The organism is Pseudomonas sp., from assembly GCF_040514055.1.
In the GTDB taxonomy this organism is placed as follows: Bacteria; Pseudomonadota; Gammaproteobacteria; order Pseudomonadales; family Pseudomonadaceae; genus Aquipseudomonas.
Genome location: NZ_JBEVDL010000030.1, coordinates 24342 through 43025, shown reverse-complemented (window position 1 = coordinate 43025; position 18684 = coordinate 24342). Strand labels below are relative to the sequence as shown.

Annotated in this window: 11 protein-coding genes, 1 tRNA gene and 3 pseudogenes; 9 read left to right on the top strand and 6 right to left on the bottom strand. The window is 63.7% G+C overall.

Annotated elements, in window-relative coordinates; all coding sequences use genetic code 11:
• The first annotated feature begins 189 nt into the window (after nt 1–189).
• A complete protein-coding gene (sbcB, locus tag ABWY06_RS07680) occupies nt 190–1620 on the top strand; it encodes an exodeoxyribonuclease I (protein WP_353924973.1) in 1431 nt (476 codons plus the stop codon).
• An 81-nt stretch (nt 1621–1701) separates the two neighbouring features.
• On the opposite strand, the gene mvaT is transcribed toward sbcB, so the two are convergent.
• The gene (mvaT, locus tag ABWY06_RS07675) at nt 1702–2076 is read right to left on the bottom strand and encodes a histone-like nucleoid-structuring protein MvaT (RefSeq protein ID WP_353924972.1); all 375 of its coding nucleotides are present in this window, start codon (nt 2074–2076) and stop codon (nt 1702–1704) included.
• Between the two features lie 371 nt (nt 2077–2447).
• Between mvaT and purU the strand changes: the two genes are divergently transcribed.
• Nucleotides 2448–3299: a formyltetrahydrofolate deformylase gene (gene purU, locus ABWY06_RS07670; protein WP_353924971.1), complete on the top strand. Its 852-nt coding sequence runs from the start codon at nt 2448–2450 to the stop codon at nt 3297–3299.
• Between the two features lie 150 nt (nt 3300–3449).
• Nucleotides 3450–3677 carry a hypothetical protein gene (locus ABWY06_RS07665; RefSeq protein WP_353924970.1) on the top strand — a complete coding sequence of 76 codons (228 nt, stop codon included), beginning with the start codon at nt 3450–3452 and terminating at the stop codon, nt 3675–3677.
• Here the strand turns inward: ABWY06_RS07665 and ABWY06_RS07660 are convergent.
• Nucleotides 3674–5551 (bottom strand): methyl-accepting chemotaxis protein, encoded by a 1878-nt coding sequence (locus ABWY06_RS07660; RefSeq protein ID WP_353924969.1) that lies wholly within the window; start codon nt 5549–5551, stop codon nt 3674–3676. The genes ABWY06_RS07665 and ABWY06_RS07660 overlap by 4 nt on opposite strands.
• A 129-nt stretch (nt 5552–5680) precedes the next feature.
• On the opposite strand from ABWY06_RS07660, the gene ABWY06_RS07655 reads away from it, so the two are divergent.
• On the top strand, nt 5681–7171 hold the full coding sequence (locus tag ABWY06_RS07655; protein ID WP_353924968.1) for a helicase HerA-like domain-containing protein: 1491 nt from the start codon (nt 5681–5683) through the stop codon (nt 7169–7171).
• Nucleotides 7172–7180: 9 nt separating this feature from the next.
• Here the strand turns inward: ABWY06_RS07655 and ABWY06_RS07650 are convergent, their stop codons facing one another.
• The 4 genes and pseudogenes from ABWY06_RS07650 to ABWY06_RS25885 all read right to left on the bottom strand — a co-directional run.
• Entirely contained in the window at nt 7181–7393 is a 213-nt protein-coding gene (locus ABWY06_RS07650) for a hypothetical protein (RefSeq protein ID WP_353925018.1), read from the bottom strand.
• Between the two features lie 103 nt (nt 7394–7496).
• A tRNA-Gly gene (locus tag ABWY06_RS07645) sits at nt 7497–7570 on the bottom strand.
• A gap of 99 nt (nt 7571–7669) precedes the next feature.
• On the bottom strand, nt 7670–8008 hold the full coding sequence (locus ABWY06_RS25890) for an ATP-binding protein (protein ID WP_502948170.1): 339 nt from the start codon (nt 8006–8008) through the stop codon (nt 7670–7672).
• Between the two features lie 675 nt (nt 8009–8683).
• A pseudogene (locus tag ABWY06_RS25885) lies at nt 8684–8905 on the bottom strand (PAS domain-containing protein); the annotation flags it as partial.
• A gap of 259 nt (nt 8906–9164) precedes the next feature.
• Between ABWY06_RS25885 and ABWY06_RS07635 the strand changes: the two are divergent.
• The 5 genes and pseudogenes from ABWY06_RS07635 to ABWY06_RS25875 all read left to right on the top strand — a co-directional run.
• On the top strand, nt 9165–9956 hold the full coding sequence (locus ABWY06_RS07635; RefSeq protein WP_353924966.1) for an efflux RND transporter periplasmic adaptor subunit: 792 nt from the start codon (nt 9165–9167) through the stop codon (nt 9954–9956).
• On the top strand, nt 9953–11272 hold the full coding sequence (locus ABWY06_RS07630; protein WP_353924965.1) for an efflux RND transporter periplasmic adaptor subunit: 1320 nt from the start codon (nt 9953–9955) through the stop codon (nt 11270–11272). Before ABWY06_RS07635 ends, ABWY06_RS07630 begins: the two co-directional genes overlap by 4 nt.
• A complete protein-coding gene (locus ABWY06_RS07625) occupies nt 11272–13365 on the top strand; it encodes a site-2 protease family protein (protein ID WP_353924964.1) in 2094 nt (697 codons plus the stop codon). Before ABWY06_RS07630 ends, ABWY06_RS07625 begins: the two co-directional genes overlap by 1 nt.
• Before the next feature lie 181 nt (nt 13366–13546).
• Nucleotides 13547–14194, top strand: a pseudogene (locus tag ABWY06_RS25880) (DUF4347 domain-containing protein); the annotation flags it as partial.
• A 3405-nt stretch (nt 14195–17599) separates the two neighbouring features.
• Nucleotides 17600–18220: pseudogene (locus tag ABWY06_RS25875) on the top strand (Ig-like domain-containing protein); the annotation flags it as partial.
• Nucleotides 18221–18684: the final 464 nt, after the last annotated feature.

Genomic DNA, 18684 nt, shown 5'->3' with positions numbered 1-18684 from the left:
AGGATCAGCGTCCGCGGCCGTGCACCAGCCCCGCTATTTTGTTCCCTCGAGGTTGCGTGAGTCGCTTAGAAATGACTGCCGCTACCTTGTCTCGGACGGCGGAGCCGGGGGGGGGCTGTCCCCGCGGGCAGTCCCGACGAGTGGGGGGCAGTGTTAGACTGGGTCGATATTTATTGTCAGGAGTCGTCCATGGCCTCCAGCATCTTTTGGTACGACTACGAAACTACCGGAATCAATCCGCGCAACGACCGCCCGTTGCAGGTGGCGGGTATACGCACCGATGAGGGGTTGAATGAGATAGGCGAGCCGCTCAATCTCTATTGCCGGCCCAGCGATGACATTCTTCCGCATCCAATGGCGTGCCTGATCACCGGCATCACGCCGCGGCGTTTACTTGAACAGGGTATAGGCGAGGCGCAGTTTATGACCCGCCTGCATGCCGAGTTCGCTCTGCCGGGAACCTGCAGTGCGGGCTACAACAGCTTGCGGTTTGACGATGAGGTGACAAGGTACAGCCTCTATCGTAATTTTTTCGACCCTTATGCCCGCGAATGGCAGGGGGGTAACAGTCGTTGGGATCTTATCGACGTGTTGCGTACGGCTTACGCCTTGCGTCCAGAGGGCATTGTGTGGCCACAGGTTGATGGGCGACTCAGCCTGAAGTTGGAGGGGCTGACCGCGGCCAATGGGATTGCCCATGGGCAAGCGCATGACGCCCTTTTCGATGTGCGTGCCACCATTGCATTGGCGCGCTTGGTGCGCGACCAACAGCCTAAGCTCTTCGAACACCTTTATCGGCTGCGCAGCAAATCCCGGGTGCTCGACGAAATTCGCTTACTGCAACCCGTGGTGCATGTATCGGGGCGCTATTCAGCCGCGCGTTCGTTCCTGTCGGTGGTACTGCCGCTCGCGTGGCACCCGCGTAACCGCAATGCCCTGATTGTTTGCGATTTGCAAGCCGACCCAGCGGACTGGCTGGGGGTGGAGGTCGAAGAGTTGCGGCGACGGCTTTATCTCCCGCGCGATCAATTGCAGGCGGGGGAGCGGCCAGTACCGCTGAAGTTGCTCCACGTCAATCGATGCCCGGTTGTGTTGCCGTTGAAGATATTAAGGGTGCAGGACCAGCAGCGTCTGAATATTGACCTGAACAATTGCACGCGCAGGGCCGAGCGCATCGTGCAGGAGCAGACAGGGTGGCGGGATACTCTGCCCGGTTTATACAGCGAGGGGGATTTTGTGCCAAGCGAGGACCCTGAGCAATGTCTGTATGACGGTTTTCTGGGGGATCGGGATCGGCGTCTCTGCGACCAGGTGCGTTGCGTTGAACCCCAGCGTTTGGCTCAGGAAGAATGGCCTTTTGACGATCCTCGTCTCCCGGAATTGTTCTTCCGCTATCGGGCGCGCAACTTTCCGGAAACCCTCAGCGCTGCGGAGGCACAGCAGTGGCATGAGTTCTGCCGACGGCGCTTGAGCGCATCGGAGTACGGGGCTCCCAATACGCTGGCTGGGTTCGAGGCGGAGCTGCAGCACATGCTCGATAGCGCTGATGGTGGCGCGCCGTCTGTGCTGTTGGCATGGCGCGAGTATGGGCAACACTTAAGGTTGCGCTATTCGCTGTAATAACCTGGTGTGCTTTCAGCCAGGAAAATTCCCATAAAAAACGCCAGCAAAGCTGGCGTTTTGAGGGGGATGTCGATTGAATCAGTCGAGCAGGGTCGCCCAACCTTCAACTGCGTCTGAGCCCCACTTGGCTTTCCATTCTTTCAGGGTCTTGTGATTGCCACCTTTGGTTTCGATGACTTCTCCGGTGTTGGGGTTTTTGTATTGTTTGACTTTGCGCGCGCGCTTGGTGCCCGTGGTTTTGCTGGGGCGCAGACCCTTGCCGCCCTTAGTGTCGGGATCCAACATGGCGACGATGTCGCGCAAGGACTTCTGGTATTCGCCCATCAGGGTGCGCAGCTTGCCTTCGAACTCCAGCTCTTTTTTCAGCTTGTCGTCTTGCGACAGGTTCTGCAGGCGCTCTTGCAGTTCCTTGATGGCTTCTTCGGTGGCGCGGTATTCATTGATCAACGACATGTGCTGTACCTTGAGAGTTTGGATGGGGGCTAAGTGTTGACAATAATAGTCAGGCGCTTTGGGCAAGTAAACATGTTTGAAGGAATTTGTCGCATTTGAATGCAATAGCTCGGTGCTGTCATTTTGCAGCGGACGTGTAGAAAAGCGCTCAACTAATCAGCGGGTCGCTACGCAATCCTGCCGAAACCGCAGAGGGGCGGGAGGCCTGCTTATTAAATTCAAGTCCTAATTCATGCCAGGAACTTCTCGGTGGTTGGCCTGGCCGGCGTGCTGCCCTGGGTTGCCGCGCCGGTTGCGGGATGGCGGAGGACTGCTGAAGTTTTGTCCGGCAATCGTTAGAATGCGCGCTTTGCGTATAGTGGGAGTGTTTCATGCGTACTTTTCGCCTGGTAATTGCTTGCCCGGATCGTGTCGGGATCGTCGCCAAGGTCAGTAGTTTCCTCGCCGGTCATAATGGCTGGATTACCGAAGCGAGCCATCACTCGGATAATCAAAGTGGCTGGTTTTTTATGCGTCATGAAATTCGCGCGGATTCCCTGCCCTTCGATCTCGCCGCTTTTCGTCAGGCTTTTGCGCCCATTGCGCAGGAGTTTTCCATGGAATGGCGCATTACCGATTCGGCGCAGAAAAAGCGCGTCGTGCTGATGGCCAGTCGAGAGTCACATTGCTTGGCTGATTTACTGCATCGCTGGCACAGCAACGAGTTGGAGTGCGAGATCCCCTGTGTGATCTCCAACCATGACGACCTGCGCAGCATGGTCGAATGGCACGGGATTCCCTATCACTGGGTTCCGGTCGATCCGCGGGACAAGGAAGGGGCCTTTAGCGAGGTCTCACGCCTGGTTCGCGAGTACCGTGCGGATGCGTTGGTTCTGGCGCGTTACATGCAGATCCTCCCCGCCGACTTGTGCCGCGAGTTCGCTCAACGGGTCATCAACATCCACCATAGCTTTTTGCCTTCATTCGTGGGGGCCAAGCCCTACCATCAGGCGTCCCTGCGCGGGGTGAAGCTGATTGGTGCGACCTCGCACTATGTGACCGAGGAACTCGACGCCGGTCCGATCATTGAGCAGGATGTGGTGCGCATCACTCACCGCGAGACCACGGAAGAAATGGTTCGCTTGGGTAAGGATGTGGAAAAAATGGTGCTGGCCCGCGGGTTGCGGTTTCATCTGGAAGACCGGGTTTTGGTGCATGACAACAAGACCGTGGTCTTTGACTGAGTTGCCGTGGCCCCCGCTCTTTGGAGCGACAAGGTCGTCGCCTTGCGCCCAGAGGGCGCAGAGTGCTGTATAACGAGGGCTGGGTGGTGCGGTGCTGCTCGACCCGTTCTCTGCGCTGCCCACCGTTAGCGCGCGCCCTGGGGGGCTGCCATGAATGATCCATTGGAACGCGCCACCTCCAGTGCCCCGCCGACCCTCGGGGAAGGCTGTGTCAGGCGCTATGATCCTGCGGCGCTGGATGATGAGTCGGGCAGTGAATTTGCTGAAGCCGCGGCGCTGTGGCAACGCCTGCATGGGCCGCCGGGCGCGACCGATGAGCGCGCCGACCCGGCGGCCGCGCCGGGATCGCAGAGCCAGGCGGGGCGGGGCATCGATTAGATCCGGAAACTGTCGACCAGATGTTTCAGGCGCGATGCCTGTTGTTCCAGGTCGCCACAGGCGCGTAAGGTCGCCTGCAGGTTTTCCACGCCCTCCTGGTTGAGTGTGTTGATCTCGGTGATGTCCATATTGAGCGACTCGATCACCGAGGTTTGCTCTTCGGTAGCGGTGGCCACTGACTGGTTCATGCCGTCGATTTCGCCAATTCGCTGCGTCACGCTGCCCAGGCGCTCGCCGGCCTGGTTGGCTATTTCTACGCTTTCTTCACTGTAGCGCTGGCTTTCGGTCATGGTGGTCACCGACTCCCGGGAGCCGACCTGCAGCTCTTCGATCATTTTCTGGATTTCCTGGGCGGATTCCTGGGTGCGATGGGCGAGGTTGCGTACCTCGTCGGCCACTACGGCAAAGCCGCGTCCCGCTTCCCCTGCACGTGCCGCCTCGATCGCCGCATTGAGTGCCAGCAGGTTGGTTTGCTGCGAAATGCTCTTGATCACTTCGAGGATCTGCCCGATATCCACGGTCTTGCCGTTGAGGGTTTCGATGTTGCTGCAGGAGGCGCGGATCTTGCCGGACAGGTCGTTCATCGCCTGAATGGTCTTCTGCACCACCTGGCGCCCGTCCTCGGCTTGATGCCGGGCGTCGGACGCCTGATTGGACGCCTGTGCGGCGTTGCGCGCGATTTCCTGGGCGGCGGCGCCCAGTTCGTTGATGGCCGCCGCCACGCTATTGGTGCGGCTGGCCTGTTCATCGGAATTGATCATCGACGAGTTCGAGGCGTTGACCACCAGCTTGGCCACTTCATTGACGTGTGCGGTGGCCGAGGAGACCTCGCGAATGGAGGCATGGATGCGCTCGACGAACTGGTTGAAGGCGGCCGCCAAGGCACCGAATTCGTCCTGGGATTGGATGGCCAGGCGTTTGGTCAAGTCGCCCTCACCTTGGGCGATGTCCTGCATGGCTTTGCCCATCACATGCAGGGGCTGCATCAATACGCGGATCAACATGCTCAGCAGCAGGATGATCAGCACCACGGCAATCAGGGTGGCGACGGCAGCCGAGGTGCGGAACTCGCTGAGCATGGAATAGGCCTTGGCCTTGTCGATGCTCAGGCCCACGTGCCAGGTCACCGAAGGCAAGCCTTTGACCGGGCTGAAGGTGAGGATACGGGTAGCACCATCCTGTTCGACTTCGCTGATCTCGCTGCTGATCCGCGGCGTCTGGGCGGGGAAGACATCCTGCAGGTTTTTCATCACCAGGCTCTTGTCCGGGTGCACCAGGATGGTTCCATCGGCGCTCACCAGAAAGGCGTAGCCGATACCGTCGAAGTCCAGGGCGTTGATGATCTGCACCAGCGTCTGCAGGCTGAGGTCTCCGCCGACCACGCCCGCGGCGTTTGCCGGGGTGGCGATGGTGATGATCAGCTCGCTGGTCGCCGCGTCGATGTAGGGTTCGGTGAGGGTCGTGCCGCCGGCACTGATGGCATCCTTGTACCAGGGGCGGGTGCGCGGGTCGTAACCGGCCGGCATGGCGCTTTCCGGGCGCATGGTGAACCCACCGTCGGCCTTGCCGAGGTAGGTAAAGGCAAAGGTCGTGGTCAGCGCGCGCTGTTGCAGCAGATTCACCAGGGCGTCATCGGCCGGGTTGTTGGCCACCGATTGGGCGGCGCTTTCCACCAGCAGGATGCGCCCCGACAGCCAGTTCTGGATATTGCTGGCGGTGACGTTGCCCATCTCCTGCAGGTAACTTTCCAGATCGTCGCGAATGGCGTTACGTTGCAGGTAATCGTTGTAGAGGGTGAACAGCGAGAACGCGGCAATCACCACGAGGGAGGCGGCGAGCAGAATCTTGTGGCTGAACTTCAAGTTTTTCGTCATGGTTTGCTGCATCCGTTGAGGTTCGATAGGCGTCTGGCCCGCTGAGCTGAGCTGCGCTGATCTGGAGATCGGGCGATGTTCTGTGTGTCGGCACCGTTGCCATAAAGCTTTAACCCAGGAGCACGTGAAATGTCGTTGATCCCTCAGTTGCTGCTCGGCGCTGATCCGCTCGGCCAGCCGATCGCGCAAACCCTGCGTCTGGCCAATCGGCATGGTTTGATCGCCGGGGCCACCGGAACCGGTAAGACGGTGACGCTGCAGCGTCTGGCCGAAGCGTTCAGCGATGCCGGCGTCGCGGTGTTTGCCGCCGACATCAAGGGTGACCTCTGCGGTCTGGGCGCTGCAGGCGCGCCCCAGGGCAAGGTGGCTGAGCGCATCGCCAGCATGCCCTGGTTGACCCATAGCCCCCAGGCTTACCCGGTCACGCTCTGGGATGTACAGGGTGTCAGCGGTCATCCGCTGCGCACCACCCTGAGTGAAATGGGGCCGCTGCTGCTGGGCAATTTGCTGGAGCTCACCGATAGCCAGCAGGCGGCGCTGTACGCCGCGTTTCAGGTGGCTGATCGCGAAGGTTTGCTGCTCCTGGACCTGAAGGACCTCAAGGCCCTGCTGATTCATCTGAAGGACCATGCCGAGCTGCTTGGCGACGACCAGGCATTGTTCACTCAACCTTCCAGCCAGGCATTGTTGCGACGCCTGTCGACGCTTGAGCAGCAGGGCGCTGAGGCGCTCTTCGGCGAGCCGGCGCTGCGCCTGGAGGATATCCTGCGCCCGGAAGCCGACGGGCGCGGGCGTATTCACCTGCTCGATGCCAGTCGCCTGGTGCATCAGGCGCCGAAGGTCTATGCGACCTTCTTGCTGTGGTTGCTGGCGGAATTGTTCGAGCAATTGCCTGAGCGCGGTGATGCGGACAAACCCTTACTGGCCTTGTTTTTCGACGAGGCGCATCTGCTCTTCGCCGATACGCCCAAGGCGTTGCAAGAGCGCCTTGAGCAAGTGGTGCGACTGATTCGCTCTAAGGGGGTGGGGGTGTACTTCGTCACGCAGTCGCCGACTGACCTGCCGGACGAGGTGTTGGCGCAATTGGGGTTGCGGATTCAGCATGGCCTGCGGGCGTTCACCGCCCGTGAACAAAAATCGTTGCGCGCGGTGGCCGAGGGATTTCGTCCCAACCCGTCCATCAATTGCCTGCAAGTCCTTACCGAGCTGGGAACGGGGGAGGCCTTGGTCGGTGCTTTGGAGGATAAGGGTACGCCGGCCATGGTCCAGCGCGTGGCGATCGCGCCACCCCAGTCGCGGATAGGGCCGTTGAGCGAGGCTGAGCGAGCCCAGTTGATTCGACAATCCCCTCAGGCCGGGCGCTACGACAAAGCCATTGACCGGCAATCCGCTTACGAGATGCTCAATGCGCGGCAGGCCGAGGCCCTGCCTGACGAGGGCGTAAAAGCGCCCCCGGCCGCGACAAAACCGGAGCCTGGGTTGGGCGAGCAGGCCGGTGATTATCTCGGCGACCTGGCCGGTCAATTGATGAAGACGGCCGTACGCCAGGCCGCCAACCAGCTCGGGCGGCAACTGGTGCGCGGCTTGCTGGGGTCGCTGCTGGGTGGCAAGCGGCGCTAATTCGGCAGCTCAGTCGTCAGCCGGGTCGGGCTTGCTCGCCTGTTCTTTTTCAATTTGCTGCAGCTCCCTCTCGAACGCCTGGTCGAGGGGGCTGGCTTTTTTGCGCCAGGGTTTGCGTTCAGGTTCCGGTTGAGCGGCGTAGGTGATGATCTCCCCGCCGTTGACTTCCGTGTAACGCTGCGCCTGGCGCTCGAGTTCGGCGCGCAGTTCGTCTTTGGTCACGTTGTTTACCCAAGTCAGTGGGTTTTTGGCCACACGCAAAGTCATGGACCTTGCTGTAACGGTAGCCAAGAAAAGAGCCGGCTGGGCGGCTCTCGTGCAAAACTGGAGCGGGCGAAGGGAATCGAACCCTCGTCATGAGCTTGGGAAGCTCAGGTAATGCCATTATACGACGCCCGCTTGAGCGGCTGTCTTTGTACCAGAAGTGGCGCGCAAGGTGAAGCCCGGCGTGTGATTTTACTGATTTTTCAACTCGTTAAAGGCTAAGGGCCGGGGGCGTCAGCCTCGCGTGGGGTCTTCCGGCAAGCTCTCCAGTTGCGGTTGGCGAAGGGGCAGCCAGATCCGAAAGCGGGTGCCCTGGTCGAGTTGGCTGAATACCTCGATACGGCCATGGTGTTTTTGCACGATGTTGTACGACAGCGACAACCCCAAGCCGGTGCCTTTGCCCACCGGTTTGGTGGTGAAAAAAGGTTCGAAGATCCGGTTGAGCAGGCGCGGCTCGATACCGCGACCGCTGTCCTCGACCTCCAGCCAGACCTGTTGATCGAGCAGTCCGGTGCGAATGGTGATGCGGCCAAAGCGTTCGATGGCATGCGCGGCGTTGACCAGCAGGTTCATCACCACTTGGTTGATCTGCGAAGCGATGCACTCCACTTCGGGGAGCGCGACGTACTCCTTGATGATCTCGGCTTTGTACTTGAGCTCGTTGGCAACCACGTTGAGCGTGGTCTCTATGCCGCGGTGCAGGTCTGCCAAGGCAAACTCATCGGCATCCCTGTGGGAAAAATCCTTGAGGGAGGTGATGATTTTGCGCACGCGCTGGATGCCATCTTCAGACTCGCCGAGCAGGGCCTGGATATCGCCACGCATGTAGTCGTATTCGAGGTCCTGCTTGAGTTGACGCAGTTCGTCCAGGCTGCTGGTGCTGTCCAGACCGTCGATAATCTGCAGCATTTGGTGCACGTACTCGCCCAGGGTGCGCAGATTGGACGAAACGAAGCCGATCGGATTGTTGATTTCATGGGCGACGCCGGCTGCCAGTTGGCCGATGGCGGCCATCTTTTCAGACTGCAGCAACTGATTGTTGGCCTGTTCCAGCTTGTCGATAAGCAGGCTCTGTTCGATTTGTTTGCCAGCCAGCGCGCGCAGCGCGGCCTGCAAGTAGGGAGCACTGTCGACCGATGAACTGTCCAGCAGGGCCAGGCAGTAATGCAACTGGTTCTGGCGATCGGCGAAGGCGAATAACAGGGTGCTTTGCAGCCTGCGCAGTTGGCCTTGCGGAGGGGTCAGCTGGAGCAGGCAAGGCGCTTCGCGCCAGAGCGAAAACACCGGTTGTTGCGCGCTTTGCTGTTGCGCCAACAGCTGTTGCAAGCGAGCGCTGTCCGCGTCGGCGAAGACTTTGGTCAGTGGCTCGCCGAGCGCCTTGGCCAATGGGCAGTCGGTGCGTTGGCCAATAAAGGTGTTCCAGTATTCGATCCGTAGCCCAGGGTCGAACACCAGAATACCAACCGGCATATGCTCCAGCGCCAAGGCATTGAGTGGGTCCTGGGGTTGCACGTGAAGCGCTCCCTGTGAGCTTCCCTGGGGCGCCAACAGGCGGCCTTCCAGCATTGGGGGCAGCATAGTTCAGAACGCGCTACGGGCTTGAAGGTTTTGTCATCCTTGACCCTGGCAGGCCGAGTGCTGGCGCCAATGAACGGCCATCGGCCGCCTGGATTCATGGCGCCGCTCGTGTAACCTACAGATCCTCGTCAGTCAGGCATGGAGTGCGCGCATGCAGCGGTTCATCGGGTTGTGTTGGGCGGTTTGCTGGGTCGGCGCGGTGGGCGCGGCGCAAGCGGTGACGGCCGCTGATCCGCTGACGTCCCCGTCTCCTCCGGCAGAGGGCGTCGGAGCCGGCACCGCTGCCGAGGCACGAGGGGTCTTGCGCGCGCGCGACCAGGCGCTGCTGTCGAGCGAACTGGCCGGGCGCATCCTCGAACTACCCTTTCGCGAGGGCGAGCGGTTCAGCCAGGGGGCGATGCTGGTGCGCTTTGACTGCAGCGCCTATCAGGCACAGTTGAATGCCGCCCAGGCCGCCGGGCGTGCTGCCCGTGAAGAACTGGCGCACAAAAAGCAACTGGCTGCCCTGAATTCGGTTGGGCGCTTTGAGGTGTCGCTGGCCGAGGCGCGGCAGGCCCAGGCCCAGGCCGAGGCGCAGGTCTATCAGGTGCAGGTCAAACGCTGCAACATCGTCGCCCCCTTCGATGGCCAGGTGGTGCAGCGCCGCGCGCAGCCCCACGAAAGCGTTGCCGCGGGTACGCCGTTGTTGGAGGTGGTCGACAACCGCAGCCTGGAAATCCATCTGCTGGTGCCGTCCAGTTGGCTGGGTAAACTGGTGCCAGGTCAGGCATTCAGCTTCACCCCTGACGAGACGGGCCAACCGCTGGCCGCCAGTATCAAACGCCTGGGCGCGCGCATCGATGAGGGTAGCCAGACGCTGCTGCTGATTGGCGAGCTGAATCAGCCCGTCACCGGTTTGCTCACCGGCATGAGTGGCAGTGCGCACTTTGCGGATGCGCCATGAACGCCCCGGTGGCTTCCGCGGCTGAGCGTTTATTCGCCCATTTCCTGACACTGGAGCGCCAGGCGCGTGCGGCGGCCGACAGTGACAGCCTGGCCTATTGTCTGGTCAATGATGGTCAGGGACTGTTCGGTTTTCGCCATGCCGCGTTGCTGATTGGTGGTCGGGTACGGGCGTTGACGGGCGTCAGTCAGGTCGAGCCCCATGCGCCGTTCGTGGCCTTTGTCGAGCGCGCCTGCGGCCAGCTGCTCAAGCAACAGCGCCTGGCCGAGCCAGGCGTGGTCGAGTTGCACCATTTGGATGCCGCCGCCCTGGCCGAGGCGCAGGCGCTGTCGGCGGTGGAGGTCTACTGGCTGCCGCTGCGCGAGCGCGGCGGCGCGCCTTTTGGCGGCCTCTGGCTGGCCCGCGAGCAACCTTGGAGCGGCGCCGAGCAGGCCTTGCTGGAGCAGTTGGGCGACAGCTACGCGCACGCCTGGCTGGCCTTGCAGCCGGCTCGTCGCTGGCGTGGACGCTGGCCGCGCAAGCGGTTGCTGGCGGCCGTCCTGGGGGCGCTGCTGGTGTTGTTGATACCGGTACGCCAATCGGTGTTGGCGCCGGCTGAGGTGGTGCCGTTGGGCGGACAGGTGGTGGCGGCGCCGCTGGATGGGGTCATCAGCGAGTTCCTGGTCGAACCTAACGCGCCGGTCAAGCCGGGTGATCTGCTGTTGCGCTTCGACGCCACCAGCCTCAGGGCCCAGGCCGACGTGGCTGAGCGTACCCTGGCGGTCGCGGAGGCCGAGCATCGCGGCTCCGCGCAACGCGCCTTTGCCGACGCCGAGTCCGGCGCCCGCCTGGACCTGCTGGCCGCGCGGGTCGAGCAGAAGCGTGCCGAGCGTGATTACGCCCGCGACTTGCTGGCGCGCAGCGAAGTACGGGCCGAGCGCGAAGGCATTGCGGTGTTCGCCGATGCGGAGCGCTGGCGCGGCAAGCCGGTGCGCACTGGCGAGCGGCTGATGGTGATTGCCGATCCGCAGCAAGGCAAAGTGCGCATCGAGCTGGCGGTCGGTGATGCGATCGAGCTGCAACCCGCGGCGCCCGTCGCGGTGTTCCTCGACAGCGACCCGTTGCACCGCCACCCGGCGCGGTTGGCGCGCGCCGCCTACGAAGCCCAGTTGACCGACGGCGGGCACCTGGCGTACCGGCTGGACGCTCGCTTTGACGATGCGGTGCCGCGCATCGGCCTGCGTGGCACCGCCAAGCTGTACGGTGAGCGGGTACCACTGGCGCTCTACCTGCTGCGCCGACCACTGGCTGCATTACGTCAGGCCGTGGGGCTCTGATGCGCCTGCCTGAGCTGCGTGCGGATCTGCAGTTGTCGCCGGCGGCGACAAATGTCAACGGCGCGCCCCAATGGACGTTGGCCGATCCCCTGCGCGGACGGTATTTCAAGCTCGGTGGCGCGGCCATTCGCCTGCTGCGCCACTGGGCCCTCGGTGAGCCGCAGCAGGTGCTGGCGGCCGCCAACCGCGAACCGGGCGACCCCGTGGTTGGTGAAGACCTGGAAACGCTGCTGCGCTTTTTGCGCGGTCACGACCTAGTCGCCGGCCTGGACGCCGAACAACGCGCCAGCTATGCCTCGAAGGCCGCCGCCCAGCGCCAGAGCCTGTGGACCCAGGTGCTGCATCAATACCTGTTCTTTCGCATTCCCCTATGGCGTCCCGATCCGTTTCTCAACCGCACTTGGCCCTGGCTACGGCGCCATGGTGGCGCCCTGCTGCGGGTGGGCTTGCCGCTGACCCTCGCCCTCGGTCTGTTTCTGGTCGCCCGTGATTGGCAGCGCTTCGTCGAAACTTTTCCGCATCTGTTCAGCCTGGGCGGTGCCCTGGCGTTTGGCATCGCCCTGACGTTCGCCAAGCTCTGCCACGAGTTCGGCCACGCCTATATGGCCAAACGCGCGGGTTGCCGGGTGCAGAGCATGGGATTGGCCTTTATGGTGTTGTTTCCGCTGTTCTACACCGATGTCAGCGATGCCTGGCGGGTGAATGATCGCCGCTCGCGGCTGCTGATCGGCGCCGGAGGCATCCTCGCCGAGCTGTTGTTGGCCTGTGTCGCCCTGCTGGCTTGGTCGCTGCTGCCGGATGGGCCCTGGCGCACGGCGGCCTTTATGTTGGCCAGCGCCACCTGGATCACCACCCTGTTGATCAACCTCAACCCGTTTCTGCGCTTCGATGGTTATTTTCTGCTCAGCGACCTGTGGGGGGTGGACAACCTGCAGGGGCGGGCCTTCGCCTTGTGCCGCTGGCGCCTGCGCGAGGCCTTGTTCGACTACGGCGAACCGGCCCCCGAATCGCTGCCGCCCAGGCTGCAGCGGCGACTGCTGCTCTGGGGTTACAGCGCCTGGCTCTGGCGCGCGGTGCTGTTTTTCGGCATCGCCCTGGCGGTCTACCTGATGTTCTTCAAGCTGCTGGGCATTTTCCTGATGGTGGTTGAATTGGCTTGGTTTATCGCGCTGCCGGTGCTGCGTGAACTGGGAGAGTGGTGGCAGCGCCGCTCCCAGGTGCAGCCGTTGCGCCTGCTGCTTGGGCTGGCCCTGATGACGCTGCCGCTGGCCGTGCTGGTGTTGCCCTGGCGCGGCGCCGTGCAACTGCCGGCCTTGCTCGAGGCGACACGGGTCGCGGCCTTGCACGCGCCGGTGGCGGCGCGGCTGAAGCAGCTGCGGGTGACCGAGGGGCAGGCGGTCGAGGCCGGTCAGGTGCTGCTGGAGCTGGAGTCGCCGGACCTGGAGTACCGCCAAGTGATCGCCCGCCAGGAGGTGGAGATCCTGCAGCTGCAATTGCGCCGTCAGGCCGGCCGCAGCGAGACCGCCGCGGACGCGGGCATCCTCGAGCAGCGCCTGGCCCAGGCGCTGGCCGAATACCGTGGGCTGGCCGCCCAGCGCGAGCGCCTGCTGGTGCGGGCGCCCTACGCCGGGGTGGTGCGGGATCTGCCCGACGAGCTGCACGCCGGCCGCTGGCTGGCCATGGAGCTGGTACTGGCACGGGTGGTCGCCGGTGGAGTGCGGCTGCGCGGTTACCTGCGTGAAAGTGACTTGTGGCGGGTCGAGGCGGGGGCGGCCGGCTACTTTATCGCCGACGATCCCGCCCGGGAGCGCCTGGCCGTGCACCTGCAAAACATTGCCGCCACCGGTGCAACCTATCTGGAGCATGAAGCATTGGCCTCCGACCGTGGCGGGCCACTGGCGGTTCGCCGGGATGAGGAACAGCGTGCCCGACCGTTGCAGGCGCAGTACGCCGTCCAGCTGAGTGTCGATACGCCTTCGGCGGTTCTGCAGCCCCTGCGCGGGGTAGTCGAGGTGCACGGGCGGCGCGAGTCGATTCTGCTTGCCGTCTGGCGGCGCCTGGCGGCGCTGGGGGTACGTGAGAGCGGGTTTTGAACGGGGCCTGCAGGGCGCAGGGATGACGTGATAGTCGTGGCCTTCTGCTCTCCGCCAGGGCCGAAGTGCTACGCGGTCCGGAGCCGGCCAGTGGTTATTTGTCAGGGTTCTGAAAACACGCGATAGTGGCTCTTTACAATTGTTTGGGCCGAGCGGGTCCGGCGCCACACGGAGCGATACCATGAAGTTACTCGACCTTTTCCGCGGTAAGGGAGAAACCCAGGTTCGAGTCCCGCCCGTGCAGCGCCGTACGCCCTTGGCCCTGTCCCTCGAGCCGCGAATGATGTTCGACGGCGCCGTTGCCGCGACGGTGGCCGAGCAAGCCCCGGCCGACCCTGTCCAGGAGGCCCCGGCGCCGTCCGCGGTGGCCGGCGAGCCGCGCCAGGAGGTGGTGTTCGTTGACGGTCAGGTGCAAAACCTTCAACAAGTGCTGGCCGCCTTGCCGGCCACCGCTGACCGTGAGGTGGTGGTGCTCGACCCGGCCCGTGATGGCCTGCAACAGATGGCCGATTACCTGCAGGGCCGCACTGGCCTAGATGCCGTGCACTTGTTGTCCCACGGCAAGGAGGGGGCGGTCAGGGTCGGTAATGGCTGGCTGGACGCCCAGCGTCTGGATCAGCATGCCCAGGCCCTCGCGGACATCGGTGCGGCCCTGACGGCCGACGGCGATATCCTGCTCTATGGCTGCAACGCGGGCGAGGCTGACGCCGGGCAGGCCTTGATCGAGGGCATGGTCCGCTTGACCGGGGCGGACGTCGCGGCCTCCAGCGATGCCACCGGTGCCGCGCGCCTGGGTGGTGATTGGGTGCTGGAGCGCCAGACGGGGGCGATCGATGGGCCGGCCCTGGTGCTGGACGTCGAGGCCCTGCTGGCGGCGCCGGTCAGCGAGACCTTCGACGGGGTGGCCGTCGATGGCAATGGCTACAGCTTTGGTGACAGCCCGCGGGTGATCAATGGCTGGACCGTCAGTCTGCTGGACGGGGCGGACCAGAATGTGGCGGTTGACGGTATCGACAACACCCTGGACGTCTCGGCCAACGCCGGCGATTCGATCATTTTGGACGGCGGCAGCGACCAGGCCCTGCGGATCAACGGCTTTTATGGCCTGGTGAGCGCGGTGCAGTTTTCCGCGACCACGCAGGAGGAGTTTGCGCTGGAGTCCTTTGTGGTCTCCAACGAAGGGCTGATGCTGCCCGATCTGCAGATCGTCGGTTATCGCGACGGGGTGGAAGTGGCCAGCTACGCCTTTACCGCCCCGCAGGACTCGACGGTCACCGCGGTGGATCCGAGCCTCGATGGCGACCTCGATTGGCAATTCATCGACGCCTTCAGGATCGTCCAGGCGGACGCCTCGGCGGACATCCAGTTCTGGATCGACGATATCGCCATCGCCGTTGCCGTTGCGCCCAACGTGGCCCCGGTAGTCAACAACCTCAATGGCGACGCTGCCAATTTCAGCGAGGGTGCTGGTCCGGTGCTGCTGGATGTGGGCGGCGACGCGACGGTGCTCGACAGTGACTCGGCCGATTTCAATGGCGGCACGGTGCTGGTCGCCATCAGCGCCAACCAGGCGAGTGGCGAAGACCTGTTGGCCATTCGCAATCAGGGCGTTGCGGTGGGGCAGATCGGTGTCAGTGGCAGCGCGGTCAGTTATGGCGGGGTGCAGATCGGCACCTTCAGCGGCGGCGCCAACGGCAGCGACCTGAGTGTCTCGCTGAATGGCAGCGCCACCCCGGCCGCGGTGGCCGCCTTGCTGCGCAACCTGACCTACGACAACGGCGCGGCGACCAATCCGAGTCTGGCGACCCGCACCGTCGGCATCAGTGTCACTGACGGCGATGGCGGTACCAGCAACCTGTCCGCCGTCACGGTCGGCATCACCGGTATAAACGATGCGCCGGTGGTGAGCCTGGGCAGCTCGCTGGCCTACACCGAGGGCGCCAGCGCCACGGTGATCGATGCGACCATCAGCCTCTCCGATGCCGATGACCTGCAGATGGTCGGCGCCACGGCGAGCATCAGCAGCGGCTTCAGCAGCGGTGACATCCTGGGCTTCACCAATCAGAACGGTATCACCGGCAGCTTCAACACGGGCACCGGTGCGCTGACCCTGTCCGGTACTGCCACCACGGCCCAGTACGAAGCGGCCCTGCGTTCGGTGACCTTTGCCAGCACCGCGGACGACCCCACCGCCAGCTCGGCCACGCGGGGCGTGACCTGGGTCGTCACTGACGCCGATGCCAGTGGCAGCGGGGCGCGCAGCAGCTTTGCCGAGACCAGCCAGATCGACCTCACGGCCATCAACGACCGGCCGGTGCTGGGCGCCGGCGGCACACTGGCCTACACCGAAAACGGCGGCCCCAGCGCCCTCGATACCTTATTGACCGTCACCGACGCCGACGACAGTCAGCTCGGCGGCGCCGCGGTCAGCATCAGTGCCGGCTACACCACCGGTGACTTGCTGGGCTTTACCAGTCAGAACGGCATTACCGGCAGCTTTAACGCCGGTACCGGCGTATTGACCCTCGCGGGCTCCGCCAGCGTGGCCCAGTACCAGGCTGCGTTGCGCTCGGTCACGTTTTCCAGCGGCTCCAGCGATCCCGCAGGTGGCTCGGCGAGCCGCACCATTAGCTGGACGGTCACCGACGCCAACTCCGACGGCGCGGGCGCACAAACTAGCCAGGCCGCGACCAGCACCATCAACATCACGGCCATCAACGATGCGCCTCAGGTCAGTGTGCCTGCGTTTATCGGTGTTACCGAGGATGTCGCCAGCGCCATCATCGGCATCAGTTTCAGCGATATCGATGCGGGCAGCACCTCGGTCACCGCCACGCTCGCCGTCGCGTCCGGCAGCCTGGCGGCCAGCAGCGCAGGGGGCGTGACCATCGGCGGCAGCGGTTCGACCCTGACCCTGACCGGCAGTCTCGTCGATATCAACGCCTTTATCGCCGCCAGCGGCGTTAGCTACACCACGGCCGGCAACGCCAGCGCCGCTGTGATCCTGACCGCCAGCATCACGGATGGCGGTCACAGTGGCACCGGCGGCGCGCTGACCGACAGTGACACCACCACATTGCAAGTGAGCGCGGTCAACGATACCCCGGTGGTCAGCGTACCGGCTTCCATCAGTGTCGACGAAGATGTCAGCACCGCGCTGACCGGGATCAGCTTCGCCGACCTGGATGCCGCTGGCGGCGCGATGACCGCCACCTTCGGCGTGGCCTCCGGCACGCTGGCCGCGACCAGCGGCAGCGGCGTGCTCGTAGGTGGTGGCGGCCCGGCGTTGACCCTGACCGGCAGCCTCGCCGACCTCAACGCCTTTATCGCCGCCAGCGGCGTCAGTTTCACCACCGCCAGCAATGCCACCGGCAACGTCACCCTGACCGTCGCCCTCGACGACGGTGGCAATACCGGCAGCGGCGGCAACCTGACCGACAGCGAGACCGTTACGCTGATGGCCTCGGCGGTCAATGACAACCCTGTCAATGGCGTGCCGGGTAGTCAGGCGGTGGACCAGGACGCGGTCCTGGTTTTTAGCAGCGGCAACGGTAACCGGATCAGTGTGGGTGATGTCGATGCAGGCGGCGGTACCGTCCGGGTTACGCTGACGGGTAGCAATGGGCTGGTCACCCTGTCCGGCACCAGCGGCTTGGGCTTTCTCGTCGGCAGCGGTTCGGCCGACGCTGGCATGACCTTCGAGGGTAGCCTCGCCGATATCAATGCCGCGCTAAATGGACTTTTCTTCACGCCCACTCCGGGTTACAACGGCGCCGCCAGCCTGCAGGTCGTCAGCGACGACCTCGGGTTGAGCGGCAGCGGTGGCGCTCAGACCGACAGCGACACCATCAGCATCGCGGTCGCGGCACTGAACCCCCTGGTTATCGCCGTCCAGTCCGGCAGCCCGGACGGACTTTACCGGGAGGGGGACGTTATCGCCCTGACTGTCATCTTCGATCAGGCGGTGATTGTCAGCGGTGGCTCACCGACCCTGTTGCTGGAGACCGGCCTTATCGACCGTGCAGCCAGCTACGTGTCCGGTTCCGGCAGCGACACCCTGACCTTCAGTTACAGGGTCCAGGCTGGCGACAGCAGTGCCGACCTGGATTACCAGTCCATGGCGGCCTTGTCCCTGAATGGCGCGACGATACGCAGCGCCACCAGTAGCGATGCTTTCCTGACCCTGCCGCCCACCGGCGGTGCCGATTCCATCGCCGGTCAACACGCCATTGTAGTCAATACCCTGCGGCCGACTGCGACCCTGGTGGTGGCGGATAGCGCATTGGCGATAGGTGAAACCTCCGTAGTGACCATCACCTTTTCCGAGGCGGTCAGCGGGTTCGACAATGGGGACCTGACCGTCCAGAACGGCACCCTGAGTGACGTCGTGTCCACGGACGGTGGTATCACCTGGACGGCCGTGCTGACCCCTGGCCCGGGCATCGCCGACAGCAGCAACCGGGTTGCACTGAACGTCGCCGGGGTGCAGAACGGCGCCGGCAATGCCGGCATCGGCAGCACCGATTCAAACAGCTACGCTATAGATACCCTGCGCCCGACGGCGTCCATCGTGGTGGCCGATAACCTTCTGATGCCGGGTGAGGCCTCGCTGGTGACCATCACCTTCTCGGAAGCGGTGACAGGCTTCGACCATGCGGATCTGACGGTCGAAAACGGCACCCTGAGTGCGGTCAGTTCCAGTGACGGTGGCATCACCTGGACGGTGTTGCTGACACCGACTGTCAATACCACCGATGCCCTGAATGTCATCGCGCTCGCCAATGTGGGCGTGACCGACCTGGCGGGCAATGTCGGTCAGGGCGCTACCTCGTCGAACGTTTATGCGATCGATACCGTCCCGGTGATTGAACCACCGCTGCCCCCGGTGGAGCCGCCTGTGCCCCCGGTGGAGCCGCCTGTGCCGCCGGTGGAGCCACCCGTGCCGCCGGTCGAGCCACCTGTACCCCCGGTCGAGCCGCCCGTGCCTCCCCTCGAGCCACCTTTGCCACCGGCGGTGGATCCGCAGTTCCAGATCACCGACGGCTTGCCGCCAGCGCCCGATGCAGCCTTGCCGCCAGCGCCTGCGTTTTCCCTCGCGCCGGTCAACCCGGTCTCGCCGCTGGCGCCGCCGGGCCTATTCGACAACCTGGGACTGGGCAGCGGTATCCCAGCGCTGGGCAGCATCTTTATCCACAATGGAGCCTTGGCGCCGAGTTTTCTCGCCCAGGTGTTCGCCAGCAGCGACAGCGGCGGCGATGGATCTGGCGTAGGTTTCCTCGGCTTCGGCGGTGGCGATGCCGGGGTTTTTGGCAGCAGCTC

Excerpts from the sequence above, each read along its gene's own strand:
- sbcB (WP_353924973.1), top strand. The coding sequence starts at position 190 with ATGGCCTCCAGCATCTTTTGGTACGACTACGAAACTACCGGAATCAAT.
- mvaT (WP_353924972.1), bottom strand. The coding sequence starts at position 2,076 with ATGTCGTTGATCAATGAATACCGCGCCACCGAAGAAGCCATCAAGGAA.
- purU (WP_353924971.1), top strand. The coding sequence starts at position 2,448 with ATGCGTACTTTTCGCCTGGTAATTGCTTGCCCGGATCGTGTCGGGATC.
- ABWY06_RS07665 (WP_353924970.1), top strand. The coding sequence starts at position 3,450 with ATGAATGATCCATTGGAACGCGCCACCTCCAGTGCCCCGCCGACCCTC.
- ABWY06_RS07660 (WP_353924969.1), bottom strand. The coding sequence starts at position 5,551 with ATGACGAAAAACTTGAAGTTCAGCCACAAGATTCTGCTCGCCGCCTCC.
- ABWY06_RS07655 (WP_353924968.1), top strand. The coding sequence starts at position 5,681 with ATGTCGTTGATCCCTCAGTTGCTGCTCGGCGCTGATCCGCTCGGCCAG.
- ABWY06_RS25890 (WP_502948170.1), bottom strand. The coding sequence starts at position 8,008 with ATGAACCTGCTGGTCAACGCCGCGCATGCCATCGAACGCTTTGGCCGC.
- ABWY06_RS07635 (WP_353924966.1), top strand. The coding sequence starts at position 9,165 with ATGCAGCGGTTCATCGGGTTGTGTTGGGCGGTTTGCTGGGTCGGCGCG.
- ABWY06_RS07630 (WP_353924965.1), top strand. The coding sequence starts at position 9,953 with ATGAACGCCCCGGTGGCTTCCGCGGCTGAGCGTTTATTCGCCCATTTC.
- ABWY06_RS07625 (WP_353924964.1), top strand. The coding sequence starts at position 11,272 with ATGCGCCTGCCTGAGCTGCGTGCGGATCTGCAGTTGTCGCCGGCGGCG.